Origin of the sequence: Blastococcus saxobsidens, assembly GCF_002938435.1 — a bacterium.
Taxonomy (GTDB): Bacteria; Actinomycetota; Actinomycetes; order Mycobacteriales; family Geodermatophilaceae; genus Blastococcus; species Blastococcus saxobsidens.
On the sequence record NZ_POQT01000018.1, the window covers coordinates 1 to 19,239 of the forward strand.

The 19,239-nt window shown below is 75.9% G+C and carries 15 protein-coding genes and 1 pseudogene; 12 read left to right on the forward strand and 4 right to left on the reverse strand.

What is annotated here, in order from left to right; genetic code table 11:
* Both C5507_RS12160 and C5507_RS12165 read left to right on the forward strand, forming a co-directional pair.
* Positions 1-714, forward strand: a pseudogene (locus C5507_RS12160) (PASTA domain-containing protein); the annotation flags it as partial.
* A complete protein-coding gene (locus tag C5507_RS12165) occupies positions 711-2,189 on the forward strand; it encodes a protein kinase domain-containing protein (protein WP_242611250.1) in 1,479 nt (492 codons plus the stop codon). The pseudogene C5507_RS12160 and the gene C5507_RS12165, both read left to right, overlap by 4 nt.
* 52 nt (positions 2,190-2,241) lie before the next feature.
* Here C5507_RS12165 and C5507_RS12170 read toward each other — a convergent pair whose 3' ends face one another.
* Complete coding sequence (locus C5507_RS12170; protein ID WP_104528796.1) at positions 2,242-2,925, reverse strand: hypothetical protein; 684 nt, start codon at positions 2,923-2,925, stop codon at positions 2,242-2,244.
* Between the two features lie 156 nt (positions 2,926-3,081).
* On the opposite strand from C5507_RS12170, the gene C5507_RS12175 reads away from it, so the two are divergent.
* Together C5507_RS12175 and C5507_RS12180 are read left to right on the forward strand one after the other, a co-directional pair.
* Positions 3,082-4,368 (forward strand): competence/damage-inducible protein A, encoded by a 1,287-nt coding sequence (locus C5507_RS12175; protein WP_104528797.1) that lies wholly within the window; start codon positions 3,082-3,084, stop codon positions 4,366-4,368.
* Positions 4,365-4,748, forward strand: a complete 384-nt coding sequence (locus C5507_RS12180; protein ID WP_104528798.1) for an SRPBCC family protein — start codon at positions 4,365-4,367, stop codon at positions 4,746-4,748. Before C5507_RS12175 ends, C5507_RS12180 begins: the two co-directional genes overlap by 4 nt.
* 10 nt (positions 4,749-4,758) lie before the next feature.
* On the opposite strand, the gene C5507_RS12185 is transcribed toward C5507_RS12180, so the two are convergent.
* The 3 genes from C5507_RS12185 to C5507_RS12200 form a co-directional block, all read right to left on the reverse strand.
* The gene (locus tag C5507_RS12185; protein ID WP_104528799.1) at positions 4,759-5,595 is read right to left on the reverse strand and encodes a class E sortase; all 837 of its coding nucleotides are present in this window, start codon (positions 5,593-5,595) and stop codon (positions 4,759-4,761) included.
* A gap of 126 nt (positions 5,596-5,721) precedes the next feature.
* Positions 5,722-7,530: a hypothetical protein gene (locus C5507_RS22315; RefSeq protein ID WP_158657592.1), complete on the reverse strand. Its 1,809-nt coding sequence runs from the start codon at positions 7,528-7,530 to the stop codon at positions 5,722-5,724.
* Between the two features lie 153 nt (positions 7,531-7,683).
* Complete coding sequence (locus C5507_RS12200; protein WP_130504294.1) at positions 7,684-8,034, reverse strand: hypothetical protein; 351 nt, start codon at positions 8,032-8,034, stop codon at positions 7,684-7,686.
* A gap of 160 nt (positions 8,035-8,194) precedes the next feature.
* On the opposite strand from C5507_RS12200, the gene C5507_RS12205 reads away from it, so the two are divergent.
* From C5507_RS12205 to C5507_RS12240, 8 genes are all read left to right on the forward strand, one after another.
* Positions 8,195-8,737 carry a hypothetical protein gene (locus C5507_RS12205; RefSeq protein WP_104528801.1) on the forward strand — a complete coding sequence of 181 codons (543 nt, stop codon included), beginning with the start codon at positions 8,195-8,197 and terminating at the stop codon, positions 8,735-8,737.
* 315 nt (positions 8,738-9,052) lie between these two features.
* On the forward strand, positions 9,053-10,672 hold the full coding sequence (locus C5507_RS12210; RefSeq protein WP_104528802.1) for an acyl-CoA dehydrogenase family protein: 1,620 nt from the start codon (positions 9,053-9,055) through the stop codon (positions 10,670-10,672).
* Positions 10,673-10,843: 171 nt separating this feature from the next.
* Positions 10,844-12,901, forward strand: a complete 2,058-nt coding sequence (locus tag C5507_RS12215) for a putative bifunctional diguanylate cyclase/phosphodiesterase (protein WP_104528803.1) — start codon at positions 10,844-10,846, stop codon at positions 12,899-12,901.
* Positions 12,902-13,011: 110 nt separating this feature from the next.
* Complete coding sequence (locus tag C5507_RS12220; protein ID WP_242611251.1) at positions 13,012-13,716, forward strand: NYN domain-containing protein; 705 nt, start codon at positions 13,012-13,014, stop codon at positions 13,714-13,716.
* Positions 13,717-13,837: 121 nt separating this feature from the next.
* Positions 13,838-15,115 (forward strand): GGDEF domain-containing protein, encoded by a 1,278-nt coding sequence (locus C5507_RS12225; RefSeq protein WP_158657593.1) that lies wholly within the window; start codon positions 13,838-13,840, stop codon positions 15,113-15,115.
* A gap of 159 nt (positions 15,116-15,274) precedes the next feature.
* The gene (locus tag C5507_RS12230) at positions 15,275-15,913 is read left to right on the forward strand and encodes a PilZ domain-containing protein (protein ID WP_104528806.1); all 639 of its coding nucleotides are present in this window, start codon (positions 15,275-15,277) and stop codon (positions 15,911-15,913) included.
* A 37-nt stretch (positions 15,914-15,950) separates the two neighbouring features.
* On the forward strand, positions 15,951-17,654 hold the full coding sequence (locus C5507_RS12235; protein ID WP_104528807.1) for a P-loop NTPase family protein: 1,704 nt from the start codon (positions 15,951-15,953) through the stop codon (positions 17,652-17,654).
* Positions 17,651-19,231, forward strand: coding sequence for a GTPase (locus C5507_RS12240; protein ID WP_104528808.1), 1,581 nt, complete (start codon positions 17,651-17,653; stop codon positions 19,229-19,231). Before C5507_RS12235 ends, C5507_RS12240 begins: the two co-directional genes overlap by 4 nt.
* Positions 19,232-19,239: the final 8 nt, after the last annotated feature.

Here is a 19,239-nt window from a genome sequence, read left to right on the forward strand (position 1 = left end):
GTCGCCGGCGCCGCCCGCCGGCCCCGTCGCCGGGCGGCCTCCGCCCGCCCGGAAGGCCCCGGCACGCGCCCGGGCACGACCGGCCCCCCGGCCGCCCCCCGGCGCAACCGGGTGGCCGTCGTCCTGCTGCCGTTCATGGGGCTGCTGGCCGGCGCCGGCATCACCGCCGCCCTGCTGCAGTCGCTCACCCAGGGGCCGCCGTCGTCCACCGCGGCGGCGGCCGAGCAGCCGGTCAGCGGCAGCTTCGTGCTGTCCGAGGACGACTACCTCGGCCGTCCGGTCGGTGAGGTCACCGACCGGCTCACCACGCTCGGGCTCAACGTCACCGTCCGCGCCGAGGTGCGTGACGACGTCATCCCCGACCGCGTCACCGGGGTCGAGCCGGCGGGGCGGCAGCTCCGGGCCGGCGACCGGGTGGTCGTCCACTACGCGGCCGCTTCCCAGCAGCGCAGTGGCGGTGGGGGGTCGGCCGTGACCGGTGCCGCCGTCGACCCGCAGGTTCCCCGGTCCGCGGAGCCGACCGAGGAGGCGCCGGTGACGGAGCAGGCGCCCGCCCCCACCACCACGCCGCCCGCACCCACCACGACGACGGCCGCGGCACCGACCACCACCGCCGCAGCGACCACCACCGCGGCACCGACCACCACCGCCGAGCCGACGGGAACGCCGACGGAGACCGCGACCCCGACGTCCACGTCGCCGACGGAGCCGTGATCCGGGGCGCCGGCCCGGCCGGGGCCTCGCTGCTGGGCGGCCGGTACGAGTTGCTCGCGCTGCTGGCGACCGGGGGCATGGGGCAGGTGTGGCGGGCCCGGGACACGCTCCTCCGGCGCCCGGTCGCGTTGAAGGTGCTGCGCAGCGAGTACACCGGCGACGCCACCTTCCTGGCCAGGTTCCGTGCCGAGGCCCAGCACGCCGCGGTGCTGACCGACCGGAACATCGCCGCCCTGTTCGACTACGGCGAGACCCCGGCCGAGGACGGCGAGCACCTCGCCTACCTGGTGATGGAGCTGGTGGAGGGTGAGTCCCTGGCGCAGCTGCTGGCCCGGGAGGGCCGGCTGGACGTGCGGCGCACGCTGGACGTCCTCGGTCAGACCGCCGCCGGGCTGGCTGCCGCGCACGCCGCCGGGCTGGTCCACCGGGACGTGAAACCGGGCAACGTGCTGGTCGGCCGGGACGGGGTCGTGAAGATCACCGACTTCGGCATCGCCTGGTCGGCCGGCAGCGCCCCGCTCACCCAGACCGGGCAGCTCGTCGGGACCGCGCACTACCTCTCGCCGGAGCAGGCGGCCGGGCAGAAGGCCGGCCCGGCCAGCGACGTCTACGCGCTGGGCATGATCGGCTACGAGTGCCTGGCCGGGCACCGGGCCTTCGACGGCGACAACTCCGTGCAGATCGCGCTCCGGCACCTGCGCGAGATGCCCGCCCCGCTCCCGGGCGACCTCCCCGAGCCGGTGCGCACGCTGATCGACCGGGCACTGCTCAAGGACCCGGCGGAGCGCTTCCCGGACGGCGCCGCGTTCCGTGACGCCGTCGTCGACGTGCGCGCCGGCCGCTCGCTGCCGCCGGTGCCGACCGCCGGCGACACCCGCCCCTTCGTCGCTGCCGGCGAGCGCCCGCGGCCGCTCGCGCGACGCCTGCTGGCGCCGGTGGCCGCCCTCGTGGTCGGCGTCGGCCTCGGGGGCGCCGCGCTGCAGGTCTGGGGTGACGCGCCGGTGACCCCGGTCGCCCAGGCCGAGGCCGAGAGCCCCGAACCGGTCGTGGTGCGGGCCGAGGACGCCGTGGGCCGCCCGGTGGACGAGGTGGAGGACGAGCTGACCGGTCGCGGGCTGGGCGTCGCGCGCACGGCGCAGGAGACCGCGGAGGTGCCGGCCGGGCAGGTGGTCGCGGTCAGCCCGGTGGGCGCGCTGCCGCCGGGCACGGTGGTCACCCTCGCCTACGCCGTGGCGCCGCCGCCGACCACGACGCCGACCACGGCGCCCGCTCCCGAGCCCGTCCCGGCACCGGTCCCGACGATGGCCGTGTCCCCCGCGGAGGAGGCGGACGACGCCGTTCTCCCCGGGAACGGCAGCGCGAACGGGAACGGCAACGGCAACGGTGGTCCGCCCGCCGGCAGCGGCGCCGCCAACGGGAACGGCAACGCGGGCAACGGGAACGGCAACGGCCGCGGGGGCGGCGGCCGGGGCTGAGCTGCGGGGGCCGAGCCGCAGGGACGGCCCCGCTCCCACCTCGCCGGACGGGTCAGGCGCTGCGCCGGCCTGCCCGCAGCCACAGCGCGGCACCGAGGGCGCCGAGCGCGGCGGTGAGCAGGAAGCCGCGGTCGCTGTCGGCGTCGGGCAGCACGACGAGCACCCAGAAGACGGCCAGGCCGACGAGCCCGGCGGCGGCGACGGCCCAGCCGGAACCGGCGAGCCGGCGCCCCCCCGGGATCAGCTCCGCGACGGCCGCGAGACCCAGGACGACGCACACGGTGGCGAACGCCGACCACAGCGGGACGGCCGACCAGAACGACTCGGTGCCGAACTCGAGCGACAGGCCCAGCTGCAGCAGGACCAGGGACACCAGCACCAGGCCACCGGCGGCGAGCGCCGCCCGGTCCCGGGGGGCGCGCGCGGCCTTGGGGGCATCGTCGTTCTCCAACGACTGCGGCCAGGAGGCGCCCGGTGGCGGGGGCGGCGGGGTGCCGGCCCCGGGCAGCCCCGGCACGAAACCGACCGGGCCGGTCTCCCTGTACGCCGGGTGCTCGGGCGCCGGCGCGGCCTGCGGCGCGGTCGGCGGCGGAGCCGGCGACGACGGGGGCGGCAGCTGCTGCACCGAGGTCGCGCCGGCGGGCGCGGCCGGCGTCACCACGGGGATCTCCTGGGTCGACGACGGGGGAGGGCCGGCGGGGGCGTCAGGGAACTGCGGGTCGGTCGGCGTGCTCACGGTGCCTCCTCGCGGGTCCGGCGGGTCGCCGGTCGGTGCTCTTCGGTCCTGACGCTATCGGCGGCAGCGGGCTCCGGCACCGGGGCGCCCCGGTCGGGTGACGGGGATTCGGCTCCCGGTCCTGCCGTTCCGGGTCGGCCGACCTAGGGTCGGGCCGTGGTCACGCGCGCCGGCATCGTCGTCACCGGTACCGAGGTGCTCACCGGGCGGGTACCCGACCGCAACGGCCCCTGGCTGGCCGAGCAGCTGCGCCGCCTGGGTCTGGACGTCGGGCACGTCGTGGTGGTGGGGGACCGGCCGGAGGACCTGCGCGCCACCCTCTCCTTCCTGGCCGGGCTCGGCACCGAGCTGCTCATCACCACCGGTGGGCTCGGGCCCACTGCCGACGACCTGACCGCGCAGGTGGTGGCGGAGTTCCAGGGCCGTCCGTCCGCGGTCGACCCGGCTCTCGAGGGGCGGGTGGCCGCGGTGGTCGAGCGGCTGATGGCCCGCCGCGGCTGGGTCGCGGACCCGGCGGCGACGGCGGCCGGGGTCCGCAAGCAGGCGACGGTCCCCGCCGGGGCCACGGTGCTGGAGCCGGTCGGCACCGCGCCCGGCCTCGTCGTCCCGCCGGCCGACGGGCGCGCGGGACCGCCGGTGGTCGTGCTCCCCGGCCCGCCGGGCGAGCTGCGCGGCATGTGGCCGGCGGCCGTGGCGGCGCCCGCCGTCGGCGCCGTGCTGGCCGGTGCCGCGGAGCTCCGGCAGGAGACCCTGCGGCTCTGGGGCACCCTGGAGGCGCAGCTGGCGGCCACCCTGCGGGAGATGGAGGCGGAGCTCGCCGACCTGGAGATCACCACCTGCCTGCGCGAGGGCGAGCTGGAGATCGTCACCCGCTTCCCCGCGCAGGCGCAGCCGGCCTACGACCGGTTCGCCGGTCTGCTCGGCCGGGAGTACGCCTCGACGGTGTTCTCGACCGGACCCACGCTCGACGAGCTGGTCGCGGCGGCACTCGCCGAGCGCGGCCTGACCATCGCCACCGGCGAGTCGTGCACCGGTGGGCTGCTGGCCGCCCGCCTCACCGAGCGGCCCGGGTCGTCCACCTACGTGCTGGGCGGCGTCACCGCGTACGCGAACGGGGCGAAGGAGGAGCTGCTCGGGGTGCCCCGCGCCGTGCTGGCCGAGCACGGCGCCGTGAGCCCCGAGGTCGCCCGCGCGCTGGCGGACGGGGCCCGCGCCCGGTTCGGCGCGGACCTCGGGGTGGGCATCACCGGCGTCGCCGGGCCGGGTGGCGGCACCGATGCCAAGCCCGTAGGCACCGTGCACCTGTGCGTGGTGGGCCCCGACGGCGCCGTCGCCGAGCGAGCGCTGGGCCTGCACGGCAGCCGGTCGGCGGTGCGGGACCGCTCCGTCACGATGGCGCTGCACCTGTTGAGGGAGCTGCTGCTCGGCGGTCCGCCGGCATGACGACGACGACGCTGCACGCTACCGGGCCGCTGCCCCCGGCTGAGGTCTGGGAGCGGTACCGGCTGCTCGACCGGTGGCCGGACTGGGCGCCGCAGATCACCGGGGTCGACTGCCCGCAGCGCGAGCTCACCGCCGGTGCCCGTGGCCGGGTCCGCGGCCTGGGCGTCCCGCTGCCGTTCACCATCGAGGCGGTCGACCCGGTTGCCCGCTCGTGGTCGTGGACGGTCGGTGCCGGCCCGCTCCGGATGCGGCTGCACCACTGGGTCACCGACGGCCCGGACGGCGGCACCACCACCGGCCTGCGGACCACCGGCCCGGTGCCCCTGGTCCTCGGTTACGCGCCCCTGGCGCAGTGGGCGCTGCACCGGCTCGTCCGCTAGGCCGGCGGCGTCACCCGAGCAGCGCCGGCGGGCCGTCGGGCGCGGTGGCCTTGCTCAACGGCGCCCCGTCCAGACCGGCGTGGATGATCAGCCGCTGCTCGGCGGAGTACTTCGGGTGGCACGTGGTCAGGGTCAGGAAGGCGCCGGTGGCCGGTCCATCCGCCGGGCCGCCCGGGGTGGGCGACAGGACACTGGTGTCGGTGGGCCGGACGATCCGGCGGCCGGGGATGCCGCTGGGATCGCCGGTGAAGTCCTGGTCCCCGGGCCCGCCGAGGACGCGGTAGACGAACCACGTGTCGGCGGTGTCCACCACGATCGGGTCGCCGGGGCGCAGCAGGTCCAGGTCGAGGAACGGGGAACCCCGCCCGACGCGGTGACCGGCGAGGGCGACGTTGCCCTGCTCACCGGGCATAGCCGTCCCGAGGTAGTGGCCCGGGCCCTGGGCGAGCTGGACCTGGGCCGTCCCCTCGACGACGACCCGCGCGTAGTCCGCGCCCAGGCGTGGGATGTGCAGGACGGCGAACGGCTCCCCGACGGCGACGTCGATCGGCGCGGGTGCGGGCGCCGGGGCGGGGGACCCGTCGGGCGCCGGCGCGACCGGCGCCGTGACCGTGGGGTCGTCGGCCCACCGGTCCTGGATCTGCTCGCTGAGCCGGTCCTGCTGGCGCGCAGCGAGCAGATCGGTCACCCACAGCTCGTAGCCCACGAACAGCAGCGCGACCAGGCCGATGGTGAGCAGCGTCTGCCCGGTGCCGCGGAGCAGCGTGCGCCCCACCTCCCGGCGACGCGGCGGCGTCCCGGCGGCCCGGGTCGGTCCCGGCCGGACGTCCTGGTCGAGTGCGCTCATTCCGCGGCCTTCGTCTCGTCGTGCCGGATGGTGCCGACGCCGCCTGCCGGGGGTTGCCCGGCAGGCGGCGTCGTGGGATGGAGCCCGGCCCGCCGCCCGGGGTGCACAGGACGGCGGGCCGGTGGATCAGACCGTCGTGGTGGAGCGACGGCGACCGGCCAGCGTCAGTGCCCCACCCAGACCCAGGGCGAGGAGGCCCAGGGCGAGCGGAGCGGAGACGTCGGACCCGGTGTAGGCGAGCTGCCCAGCGGGCTGGGACATCGTGTTCTGCTGCACCGGCGCCCGGTAGGCGGCCGGAGCGGCCTTGACGGCGTGCGCCGGGGCTGCCTTGACGGCGTGCACCGGAGCGGGAGCCGCGTGGTGCACGGGCTGCGCGGCCGGCGGGTTCGCCGGCTGCTGGACGGGCTGCTGGACGGGCTGCTCGGCAGGCTTGTCAGCCGGCTTCGGGTAGCAGACCCAGCCGTGGCCACCGGCCGAGGCGTTGTTCGAGCAGACCACATCGGCACCACCGGCGATCGAGATGATGTTGACGATGTTGGTGATGTGCTGCTCGCAGTCGACGTCGCCCTCCTCGGAGATGCAGGTGAGCGTGTTGTCGTTGCCGACGATGACCTCGATGATCGAGTCCCCGCCCCTGACGTCGATGTTCCCGGAGGTGGCGTCGTTGTCGACGTCGTTCCGGGCCCGGCTGTCCTGGTCGGTGTCGCTGTCCGCGTCGCCGCCGTTGCCCTCGTCGCCGCCGCTGCCGCCCGTGGTGTCGGTGTCGGAGTCGTTGGAGGCGCTGGCGTGGTTGGTGGCGCCGTTGCCGGCCGAGGCGTTGTTGCTGCCCCAGACCGCGGCGTCACCGGCGTGGGATGCGACGTCGACCTCGTTGGAGATGTCCTGCGAGGCGTCGACGTCGCCCTCGTCGTCGCTGGTGGCGTAGAGCTCGTTCCCGTTGCCCGCGGCCACGAAGACACCCGAGTCGCCACCGTGGGCGTTGATGTTCCCGGAGGTGGCGTCGTTGTCGACGTCGTTCCGGGCCCGGCTGTCCTGGTCGGTGTCGCTGTCCGCGTCGCCGCCGTTGCCCTCGTCGCCGCCGCTGCCGCCCGTGGTGTCGGTGTCGGAGTCGTTGGAGGCGCTGGCCTGGTTGGTGGCGCCGTTGCCGGCCGAGGCGTTGTTGCTGCCCCAGACCGCGGCGTCACCGGCGTGGGATGCGACGTCGACCTCGTTGGAGATGTCCTGCGAGGCGTCGACGTCGCCCTCGTCGTCGCTGGTGGCGAAGAGCTCGTTCCCGTCGCCCGCGACCACGAAGACACCCGAGTCGCCACCGTGGGCGTTGATGTTCCCGGAGGTGGCGTCGTTGTCGACGTCGTTCCGGGCCCGGCTGTCCTGGTCGGTGTCGCTGTCCGCGTCGCCGCCGTTGCCCTCGTCGCCGCCGCTGCCGCCCGTGGTGTCGGTGTCGGAGTCGTTGGAGGCGCTGGCGTGGTTGGTGGCGCCGTTGCCGGCCGAGGCGTTGTTGCTGCCGCTGACGTCGGCGTTGCCGCCGTGGGATGCGACGTCGACCTCGTTGGAGACGTTCTGCGAGGCGTCGACGTCGCCCTCGTCGTCGCTCTCGGCGTCGACCGTGTTGCCGTTACCGGCGAACACGACGACGTACGAGTGGCCACCCTGGGCGTCGACGTCCCCCGTCGTGGCGGTGTTGTCGACGTCGTTCCGGGCCGTGCTGTCCTGGGTGGTGTCGCTGGTGGCGTCACCGCCGTTGCCGTCGTCGCCGCCGCTGCCGCCCGTGGTGTCGGTGGAGGAGCTGTTGGAGGCGTCGGCGCTGGTGCTGGCGTCGTTGCCGGCCGAGGCGTTGTTGGTGCCTTCCTCGGCGCTGGCGACCGCCTGGCCGAGGAAGAGAAGTCCTCCGGCCATTCCTGCAACGGCCAGGCCGTTGCGTACGGATCGTCTCATGGTGCGTGTCCTTCGTGGGTGTGCGCGCCGCGAACGGGTAGGACAGGGCGCGCGGGTGGATGGATGGGTGGAACGAGCGGGGCGGCTGCACTTGGTCGGTGATGTGCCCCCCGTGGCACACCTGGGGACAGCGCGGGCCGCGAAGGCGGCGCGTCAGTCCGGCCGGGTGGCGGGGTCGGTCGCCGAGGTGGCGGTCGATCCCGCCACCGGCGCCGTGCGCTCGTTGCTGCTCGGTTCGCTGGAGATGTCCGACACCGCGTGCAGGACGGCGACCGCCGGGGCCGAGCCGGTGCCCGGGACGCCCGGGGCGGCGGTCTGGCCGCTGCAGGCCGTCAGGCCGCTGAAGGCGGCTGCCGGCGCGGTGTACGGGGGGAGCGGCGCGGGAGCGCTGAGCGGCGTCTCCGCCGGGCCCGCTGCCGTCGCCGGCTGCACCGCGGCCAGCGACGTGGTGAGCGCCGTCGGGCGGGCGGCCGGCGCGACGACGGGGCTCTCGGCGCGGTGCACCGTGGTGACCGTCGGCACCGGGCCGCAGTCGGCGGCGGACGGGGTGGGCCCGACCGCTGTGGCCGTGCCGGCCGGCAGGGACCCGCAGGCGGTGGCCGGCGAGGTGGCGCCGGCATCACAGATGGGGGTCGTCCGTTCCTGACCGGCCGGGGCCCCGCCCGTGGCCGCGCCGTGCGTCGTCGGCGTGGTCGGCGTGGTCGTCGTGGTCGTCGTGGTGGCGGGGTCGCCGGCCGTGCTGGTCGCCGTGCGCGCCGCCGTGCTGGTCGTCGTGCTGGTCGTCGTGCCCGCGGTGTCGCCGGTCGTGCCGGTCGCGGTCGTCGTCGTGCTCGTGGCTCTGGGCGGGCCGGCCTCCGTGGAGCTGGTGCTGCTGTCCGCACCGTCCGTCGAGGCGGTGCCCGTCTCCGGCGAGTCCCCCGACCCCTCCGTGGTGGTCGAGGAGTACGAGCGCGACGTGGTCGACGTCGTCGACGTGCCGGATCCAGAGGAGGTCGTCGTCGTGGAGGACGACGAGCTCGTGGTCGACGAGGTGGACGACGTGCTGGTAGAGCTGGAGTTGCTGGAGCCGGAGGTCGTCGTCCCTTCGGAGCCCGTGGCGTTCCCGTCTCCGGAGCCGCTCGCCTCCGCGGACGTGGGGGCGGAGGTCGCCGCCGGGGTCTCCTCGGCGCGGGCGGCGTCGTCGGTGCCGACGGCGATCCCGGCGTAGACGCCCGCCCCGAGGAAGCAGGTGGCGAGCACGCGCCGGAGCCACGGCCGGCGCGCCGAGAGCGGCTGTCGGCCACCCTCGAGCGCTGCGGTCCGTGACATGGCGCGGACGTTATGGACGGGTCCGTCCGCTGACCAGATGGTGCTGTGCCGCCGAATTGGTGTGCGGCGTGTCACAACTCATTGCGGGACAGGGGGATGGCGGAGAGTGACGGGTTCCGTTACCCACGAGCGCTGCGCACCGGCCGGTCACGGCCCAGCGGCGCGTGGGCGCCGTCCGCGCCGGGAGCGTGATCCCCCCACGTACGGTGCGCCCATGCCGGCAACCCACCAGGTCACCAACCAGGTCCCGCCGCTGATCGGGCACGACCCGATCGGCGGTGACGCCGCACTGGCCGAGGCCTGCATCCGTCACGCCGACGCCGCCACGCTCGGCTCGCTCGGCGAGCTGGGCCGGATCGCCGGCAGCGAACAGGCCCAGGAGTGGGGCCGGGTGGCCAACGAGAACCCGCCGCGGCTCCGGACCCACGACCGGTACGGCCACCGGATCGACGAGGTGGAGTTCCACCCGTACTGGCACGAGCTGATGCGCACGGCTGTCGAGAACGGCCTGGCCGGCGCGCCGTGGGTCGACCCCTCCCCCCACGCACACGTGCGGCGGGCGGTCGGCTACGTCGGGTGGACCCAGGTCGAGATGGGCCACGGCTGCCCGGTGACCATGACCTACGCCGTCGTCCCCGCGCTGCGCCGGACGCCCGAGCTGGCGGCTCGCTACGAGCCCGGCCTCACCGCGCGGGCGTACGAGTTCGGGCTCGCCGAGCCCACCGGCAAGGTCGGGCTGATCGCCGGCATGGGCATGACCGAGAAGCAGGGTGGCTCGGACGTGCGGGCCAACACCACCCGCGCCGTCGCCCGTTCCGACGGCAGCTACGCGCTCACCGGGCACAAGTGGTTCACCAGCGCGCCGATGAGCGATCTGTTCCTGGTGCTCGCCCAGCTGGACGAGGGCGTCTCCTGCTTCGCCGTCCCCCGGGTGCTCCCCGACGGCAGCCGCAACGTGTTCCACGTGCAACGTCTGAAGGACAAGCTCGGAGACCGGTCGAACGCCTCGAGCGAGGTGGAGTTCGACGGCACGACCGGCTGGCTGGTCGGCGAGCCCGGCCGGGGCGTCCCGGCCATCATCGAGATGGTCAACATGACCCGCCTCGACTGCGTGCTCGGCTCGGCGGCCACGGTCCGTGCGGCCCTCACCCAGGCGATCCACCACGCCCGGCACCGGTCCGTGTTCGGGGCCCGGTTGGTCGAGCAGCCCCTGATGCAGAACGTCCTGGCCGACCTGGCGGTGGAGAGCGAGGCCGCCACGGCGCTGGCGATCCGGCTGGCCGCGGCGGTGGACTCCGGCGAGGCGGCGTTCCTGCGGCTGGCCGGCGCCGCGGCGAAGTACTGGGTGTGCAAGCGCTCGCCGGGCGTCGTCGCCGAGGCCATGGAGGTGCTGGGCGGCAACGGCTACGTCGAGGACTCCGGCCTGCCCCGCCTCTACCGGCAGGCGCCGCTGAACTCGATCTGGGAAGGCTCGGGCAACGTCATCGCGCTCGACGTGCTGCGGGCCCTGGAGCGCTCGGGGGAGTCCCTGGCCGCCATCACCGCGGAGCTGGAGCTGGCGCGCGGCGCCGATCGGCGCTTCGACGACGCGGTGAAGCGGCTGGCCGCCGAGCTCGGCGACCGGGAGGGGTTGCCGTTCCGGGCCCGTCGCATCGCCGGTCAGCTGGCGTTGTGCCTGCAGGGCTCGCTGCTGCTGCGGTACGCCCCGGCGGAGGTCGCCGACGCGTTCTGCGCCTCTCGCCTGGTCGGGGAGGGGGGCACCGTCCTCGGCACGCTCCCGGCCGGCACGCCGGTGACCGGCATCGTCGGACGGAGTGGCGTCGCGGAGCGCTGAGGAGTGCTCCGGACCGTTACCCTCGGGAGCGGTTCGCGGCTGCCCGGTATCTCACCGGAGGGAGCCGGTGCCCGGGTCCGCAGGTGCGGACAGGACGAGTGGACGAGAGCGGGCAGCGTGCAACCAGGTGACGTCCGGCCCCCCGGGAGCCGGCCCGACCCGTTGGGCGGCGTGCCGGACGCGGTCTACCGCCTCGACCCCTCGGGCCGCTTCACCTACCTCAACCCCGCAGCCGAGCGGCTGCTCGGTCACCGGGCGGCCGAGCTGCTGGGGCGCAACGCCGGGGACGCCTTCCCGGCGCTGCGCGGCTCGCTGGCCGAGGAGCAGTACCGCAAGGTGCTGGACGACGGCCGGTCCCGGGAGTTCCAGTTCTTCTACGAGCCGGTGGGTCGCTGGTTCGAGGTCCGGATCTTCCCCGATCCCAGCGGCGCCGTGGTGCTCTTCCGCGACATCGACCTCCGCCGGCGCAGCGACGAGGAACGGGACGCGCAGGTCCGTCAGCTGACCGCCGTCCTGGAGGCGCTGCCCTCGCCCACCGTGCTGGTGGGCCGCGACGGGCGGATCCTCTCCACCAACCGGGCGTGGAGCAGCAACGCCGCGGCGCTGCCGGACCAGGTGCTCCCCAGCCGGCTGGGCGAGGACTACCTGATGGTCATGTCGCGCGGGCTGGATCCGAAGACGCACGCGGAGCTGGTCGCCGGGCTGGAGCCGCTGCTGGCGGGCACGGAGCCCGGCGGCGACGGCACCTTCCAGTGGGACTACTCCTGCCAGATGCTGGCGGGGCAGGGTTGGTTCCACCTGCACGCCACCCGCGTCGACGCCGCGGGCCGGGTGGTCATCACCCATCTGGACGTGACCGAGCAGGTGCGGGCCCGGGAGGAGCTGGTCTGGAAGGTCCGGCACGACGACCTCACCGGGCTGCCGAACCGGGCACGGCTGCTGGAGCTCGCCGGTGAGGCGCTGGCCGTGCCCGGACGCATCGCCGGCGCGCTGCTCATGCTCGACCTGGACGGCTTCAAGACGATCAACGACTCCCTCGGCCACCAGATCGGCGACGAGCTGCTGCGGCAGGTCGGCGGACGGCTGTCGCAGGAGATCCGGCCGGGGGACACGGTGGCGCGCCTGGGCGGCGACCAGTTCGTCGTGCTCGCCCACGGCTGCGACGCCTCGGAGGCGGCGGCGCTGGCCTTCCGGCTGCAGACGGTGTTCGCCCAGCCGTTCTCGGCCGGCGAGATCTCGGTCCCGCTGAGCGCCAGCATCGGTGTCGCGGTGGCCCGGTCCGACGTCCGCGACGCCCACCACCTCCTCAGCGACGCCGACGCCGCGATGTTCGCGGCCAAGAGCTCCGGGCGGGACCGGGTGCACCTGTTCTCCCCGTCGCTGCGGGAGGCCGCCCGCTGGCGGCTGGAGGTGGCGACGAAGCTGCGCGGGGACGCGATCGACCAGCTGGTGGTGCACTACCAGCCCGTCGTGCGCCTGGACACGGGCCAGATCGAGGGCGTCGAGGCCCTGGTGCGCTGGCAGCACCCCGAGCGCGGCCTGCTCTCCCCGGACACGTTCCTGTCCGTCGCCGAGGAGACGGGCCAGATCATCCCGATCACCCGGTGGCTGCTGCGCGAGACCACCCGACGGGCGGCGGAGTGGGCCGCCGACGGGATGGCGCTGAGGATGTCGGTCAACGTGAGTGCCCGGCACTTCTCCGCCGAGACGCTCGTGCGCGACGTCCGCGTGGCGCTGCAGCAGTCGGGGCTCCCCGCCGACCAGCTCGTCCTGGAGCTCACCGAGACCAGCGTGGCGGAGGACCCGACGCGGGCGGAGGACCAGCTCGCGGTGCTGCGCCGCTTCGGCGTCCGCGTCGCGATCGACGACTTCGGCACCGGCTGGTCCTCGCTGGCGCAGCTCTTCTCGCTGCCCATCGGCACCCTCAAGATCGACCGCTCCCTGATCGCCGCCGCCGAGCGCGTGTCGGTCGGCGACACCGGGGCCGTGCTCGCGGCGATCGTCGGGCTCACCCGGACGCTGGGCATCCGGTCCGTGGCCGAGGGGATCGAGACCCCCGAGCACCTGCGCCTGGTGCGCGAGGCCGGTTGCGACCTGGCGCAGGGCTGGCTGCTCGGCCACCCGATGCCGGCCGACCGCCTGCGGGAGTGGGTGCGCGAGGTGCAGCGGCAGGGCGGTGACCTCTGCGCGATGGCCGTCTCCGGTGGCGCCGTCCCCGCGAGCCGGTGAACGTCCGCCGCCGCGTGCGGCGGGCGACCTCACCCGTCGGCCCGCCGCGACCGGCCGACGCCGCGCCGCCCCTGGACGCGTCCCCGGGCGCCGACGGGCAGACTGGTCCCGTGCTGGACACCTCCGAGGCCGTGGCCGACGTCAGTGGTGAGCCGCTGCCCGCGGTCGGCGACGGGCAGTCGCGCCCCTCGCTGGACCTGCTCATCTGGGACGCCCCGAACATCGACATGACCCTCTCGACGGTCATCGGCGCGCGGCCCACCCCTGCCTCCCGCCCCCGGTTCGACGCGATCGCGGCCTGGTTCGTCGAGGGGGCCGGTGGGCTTTCCGACGCCCCGGGCGCGCCCGAGGTGGAGGCTTGCGTCTTCGCCAACATCCCGCCGCAGCCGGGTTCGCTGCAGCGGTGGGTCGAGGCGCTGCGCGGGTTCGGGTTCTCGGTGTTCGCACGACCGAAGACCCAGCCCGACGACGACATCGACCAGGACATGCTCGACCACATCGCCGTCCGGGCGCACAGCCACCGGCTGCGGCGCCTGGTGGTCTTCTCCGGCGACGGGCGCAACTTCGCCGAGCCCCTGGAGGACCTGGTCCGCGACGGCGTGCAGGTCGTCGTCGTGGCCTTCAGCGAGGTCGCCGGCTACGCCATCAGCTCGGACCTGCTCGAGTTCATCGACATCGAGGACGTCCCGGGCGCATTCGTCGAGCCGCTCGACCGGGTCCGCCTGGATGCGCTGCCCCCGGACGGTGCCTGGCTGCGGCCCACCCGCAGCCTGCGCGAGTTCGTGGCGGCGTTCGCGGCCCGCCGGGGCGGCTGACCGCACGGAGGGCCGCTCCGCCCCGGCCGCACGGGTCACCCTCCGCTCACCCGGCCGGGTGGGCCGGCGGGCGGATCCTCAGGAATCCCGGGGCGCTGCCGATCAACCACGTGTGCGGTGGATGCTGATCGAACGCCTCGAGGCGGTGCTGCGCCGGGGCGACGTGCTGCCGGCGGCGTCGTCCCCGGCGTCGGCACCGTCCGGCCGCAGCGAGCGCGGCGCACGGGAGGCCACCCCCTCGGTGTCCGCCCTCGCCGCGACCAACGACGACCTCGCCGCCGAGCTGGCGGGGACGGGGCGGACCGCGGGGCTGCTGCTGTGCTGGGTGGGCGTGCTGGTGATGCCCGCCTGGACGGCGGTCGACCACCTGTCGGCCCCGGAGCACGCGCACGCGCTGCTGGCGGTGCGCCTCCTGGTCGAGGTCCCCATGCTGGTCGCCCTCGTCGCGCTGTGGCGGTGGCCCGTCGGACGGCGGCGGCCGGAGGGGCTCGCCCTGCTGGTCCTGGCCGTCATCCAGATCGCGATCGCCTGGATGCTCACGGTGGTCCCCGATCGGCAGTACTACCTGCTCGGCTTCACCCTGGCCATCTACGGCAGCGGCTGCATCATGGTGGCCCGGCCACGCTGGACCGGGGCCACCATCGGCCTGTCGTGGGCCTGCCTGGGCATCTCGGTCCTGCACTGGGACGACCTCCGGGCCGCCGACCTCGTGGCGGTCACGATGTTCGTCGGCACCGCCTCGGTCATCGCCATGCTGACGCACCTGCGGCGGTACGCCCTCCACGTCCGTGAGATCTCCACCCGGGTCCGGCTGGAGCGGGAGCAGCAGCGCACCGGCGTGCTGCTCGCCCAGCTGGACCGGCTCAGCCACGAGGACCCGCTCACCGGCCTGGCCAACCGCCGCCGCTGGGACGCCGAGCTGGCGGCGATGTGCACGCAGGCCCGTGCCCGCGGCGGGGCCCTGAGCGTGGTGCTGGTCGACCTGGACCACTTCAAGGACGTCAACGACCGGCACGGCCACGCGGGCGGCGACGCCGCGCTGCGCGCCGTCGCGGCCCTGCTGTCGGCCCGGGTGCGCGGCGGTGACCTGGTCGCGCGACTGGGCGGTGACGAGCTCGCCGTCCTCATGCCGGGGGCCGACGCGGCGCGCGCGGCAGAGGTCGCCGAGCAGCTGCGCCGCGCGGCCCGCACGCTGCAGCCGGACGGCTTCGAGCCGGGGGAGATCAGCCTGTCGCTCGGGGTCTCGGCCGCGAGCGGGGACGACGCCTACCCGCTGGAGCTGATGTCCCGCGCCGACGAGCAGCTCTACCGCGCCAAGGAGACCCGCAACGCCGTCGGGGCGGGCCAGCGGCCGGCCACGCCGGCCGCTGCCCGTCCCGTCCCCCAGCCGGCGGGCTGAGCGCCGGCGACCAGCAACGACCGGCCCCTGCGACCGGCGTGCCGCCCCGGCGAGTCGCCGGGGCGGGGCGGCGGAGGTGGGCGGGCGCCGGTTACCGTTCCCCACCGGGCAGGTGCCACGGCGGGAGAGCCGGTGCACGCACCGGATCGGAGAGGACCCATGAGCAGCGTTCCCGGCGTCGACCACCCGCCCGAGCAGTCCGAGGTCGACATCCGGCTGACCGGCGTCGACACGTCGGTGACGGCGCGGGTGGAGATCGTCCACGAAGGAGTCATCTCCGTCCGGCCGTCCACCGGCGAGTACGTCGGCCAGTCGGTGGCGAAGGTCGGTGACCTGGTCGAGGTCTACTGGAAGACGGCCGATGGCCACCGTGCGGTGCCGGCGGAGGTGACCGACGTCGAGCAGGGCGCGGTGATCCGGTGGCGCCTGACGGCCACCGGCCCGGCCGAGCACCGCCAGCGCCGGGAGGCGGTGCGCGGCCGGCTGGTCCTCCCCGTGGAGGCGGAGTTCGGGGGCGTGCAGCTCACCGGCGAGACGGCCGATCTCAGCGAGAACGGTGCCCGGGCGCAGTTCGAGGGCTTCGGGCTGCCACCGGAGCCCGGGACGACCTTCGGGCTGGCGATCGCCTTCGAGGACGCCCCGCTGCGGGCCAGGGGCGAGGTCATCCGCATCCAGATCCGGGGCACGCGCTGGTCCATGAGCATCCGGTTCATCCAGATCGAGGAGAAGGACCAGGACCGCATCCGGCGCCGGGTCTTCCAGGCGCTGCGCGAGGAGCGGGCCCGCCTGGCGGAGTGAGCGGGTAGCCAGGGCCCTCGCGGGGCAGTGCAGCAGGGTGACCGCACCTCCGCTCGACCTGCCCGAGGCACTCACGGCTCTGCGGGACCGGCTGGCCGCCGCCCCCCTGGGGCTCGCCACGCCCGGGCGCGACGCCGCGGTGCGGGCCGCGCGCGGGGTCACCGACCAGATCGACGACTACCTGCTCCCGCGGCTGCGCGACCTCGGCGCCCCGCTGCTCACCGTCATCGGCGGCTCGACCGGGGCCGGCAAGTCCACGCTCGTCAACAGCCTGGTCGGCTCGTCGGTGACCACCGCCGGCGTGCTCCGGCCCACGACCCGCGCCCCGGTGCTGGTGTGCTCCCCGGCGGACGCGGCGAGCTTCTCCGGGGACCGCGTGCTGCCCGGCCTGGCCCGGGTGACCGGGGGCGACGGTGGTCCCGGGACGGTGCGGCTCGTCGTCCGCGACGACGTCCCGCCCGGGGTGGCGCTGCTCGACGCCCCGGACGTCGACTCGGTGGTCGAGTCCAACCGCGACCTGGCCGCCCAGCTGCTGGCCGCCGCGGACCTGTGGGTCTTCGTGACGACGGCGGCCCGGTACGCCGACGCGGTGCCGTGGGACGTGCTGCGGACGGCGCAGGAGCGGGGGACGGCGCTGGCCGTCGTCCTGGACCGGGTGCCACCGGAGGCGGCCGCGGAGATCACCGCGGACCTCGCGGGGATGCTCGACCGGGCGGGGCTGCCCGGTGCCCGGCTGTTCGTGGTCGAGGAGGGCGGGCTGGTCGACGGCAGGCTCCCGGAGGCGCAGGTGGCCCCGTTGCGGGCGTGGCTCTACGGCCTGGCCGCCGACCAGGAGGAGCGGGGCGCCGTCGTGCGGCAGACCCTGACAGGTGCCCTCGAGAGCCTCCAGCAGCGCACCGCCGCACTGGTGGCGGCGGTGGAGGAGCAGGAGGCGGCCGCAGGCGCCCTGCGGTCCGCCGCGGCGGCGTCCTACGACGCCGCCCTCGATGGCGTGGACCAGGGCGTGCGGGACGGCAGCCTGCTCCGCGGTGAGGTGCTGGCCCGCTGGCAGGAGTTCGTCGGCACCGGGGAGTGGATGCGGTCCCTCCAGGACCGGGTGGGCCGGCTGCGCGACCGCGTCACCGCCGCCCTCACCGGGCGGCCGGCGCCGGTCGAGAGCCTGACGGGAGCGCTGGAGAGCAACGTCGAGGCGCTGTTCCGCGCCGAGGCCGATCGCGCGGCCGAGCGCACGGTGACCGCCTGGCGGGCGCTGGCCGCGGGCCCTCCGCTGATCGCCGGCGCGGACCAGGAGCTGGCCCGGGTGTCCCCGGACTTCCCCGAGGCGGCCGCGGCCCAGGTGCGCGACTGGCAGGGGACGGTGCTGGACCTGGTCCGCGACCAGGGGGCGGACAAGCGGTCCCGGGCTCGGCTGCTGTCCTGGGGGATCAACGGTGCCGGCGCCGTGGTGATGATCGCCGTCTTCGCCCAGACCGGGGGTCTGCTCGGCGGGGAGGTCGCCGTCGCCGGTGGGACCAGCGTGGTGGGCCAGCGCGTGCTGGAGGCGGTCTTCGGCGACGCCGCGGTCCGTGCGCTGGCCGAGCAGGCGCGCGCGGACCTGCGCGAGCGGGCCGAGGGACTGCTCCGCTACGAGCAGGGCCGCTTCGACGACCTGGTGCTCGACGTCGCCCCGTCCGCCTCGGCGGCCGACGAGCTGCGGGCCGCGGTGGCGGGCCTGGCCGAGGCGCGGCGGGCGGCGGCGTGAGGCGGAAGGCCGATCGTCCCCTGACCGAGCGGCTGGCGTCGCTGCGCGAGGCGGTCGAGGTCGCCGAGGAGCGGCTGGACGTCCCCGAGGTCGCCGCGGCGCGCTCGGTGCTGGCCAAGGCCGGCGCCCGCGAGGCGCTGGGCGACGCCACCGTGGTGGCGCTGGCCGGCGCCACGGGCAGTGGCAAGTCCACCCTGTTCAACGCGCTGTCGGGCAGCGAGGTCAGCACGCCGGGGGTGCGGCGGCCCACCACCGGCGTCGCGCACGCCACGGTGTGGGGTGCCGGCGAGGACACCGACCGGCTGCTCGACTGGCTGGAGGTCCCCCGGCGGCACCGGCGGGAGCCGGAGCCGGCCCTGGACGGCCTGGTCCTGCTCGACCTGCCCGACCACGACAGCGTGCGGCTGGAACACCGGCTCGAGGTCGACCGGCTCGTCGGCCTGGTCGACGTGCTGGTCTGGGTGCTGGACCCGCAGAAGTACGCCGACGCCGCGGTGCACGAGCGCTACCTCGTGCCGCTGGCCGGGCACGCCGGGGTGCTGCTGGTGGTCCTCAACCAGGTGGACCGGCTGGACGAGCAGTCCGCCCGGGCCTGCCTGGCAGACCTGCGCGGGCTGCTCGACCGGGAGGGCCTGGCCGCCACCCCGCTGCTGGCCGTGTCCGGCCGCACCGGCGCCGGGCTGGCCGAGCTCCGGGGCGAGCTCGCCCGCCGGGTCACCGCCCGGCGGGCCGCCACCGAACGCCTGGTCGCCGACGTGCGGGCCAGCGGCACGGCGCTGTCGGCGCACTGCCCGGACGGGCCGGCGGCTGCCGGTCGCCGGCCGGTCGCCGACGAGCTCGTCGACGCCCTGTCCGGCGCGGCGGGCGTGCCGACGGTGACCGCGGCCGTCGAGCGGTCCACCCGCCGGGAGGGCACCGGGCGCACCGGCTGGCCGCTGCTGCGCTGGACCCGGAAGCTCCGGGCCGACCCGCTGACCAGGCTGCACCTGGGCGACGAGCGCTCCCGGAGCTCGCTGCCGGTGGCCGGGGTGGTGGAGACCGCGCGGGTCAGCACCGCCGTGCGGGCGGTGCGCGAGGGCGTCGGGGCGGGCCTGGCCCCGGCGTGGCGGGACGAGCTGCGACGCACGGCCGACATCGCCGAGGAGCGGCTGGCCGACTCGCTGGACCGCGCCGTGGCCGGCACCGACCTGGGGCCGCAGCGGGTGCCGTTGTGGCAGCGGGCCGCGGGTGGGCTGCAGTGGCTGCTGCTCGTGGCCGCCCTCATCGGCGTGGTGTGGCTGCTCGGTCTCGTGCTCCTCGGCTTCTTCCAGCTGGACGACGTCCTGCCGCTGCCCCGCGTGGAGGGCGTCCCGCTGCCCACGCTGCTGGTGGCCGGGGGCCTGCTGGCCGGGCTGCTGCTCGCCCTGGTGTGCCGGCCCCTGGTGGCCATCGGTGCGCGACGGCGCGCCCGGACGGCCGAGCGGCGGTTGACGGCCGCCGTCCGGGAGGTGGCCGAGGAGGAGCTGCTCGCGCCGATGGCGGAGGTGGAGCGCGACGCCGAGCGCTTCTGCGCGGCGGTGGCGGCCGCCGCGCGCTGAGGCGTCGG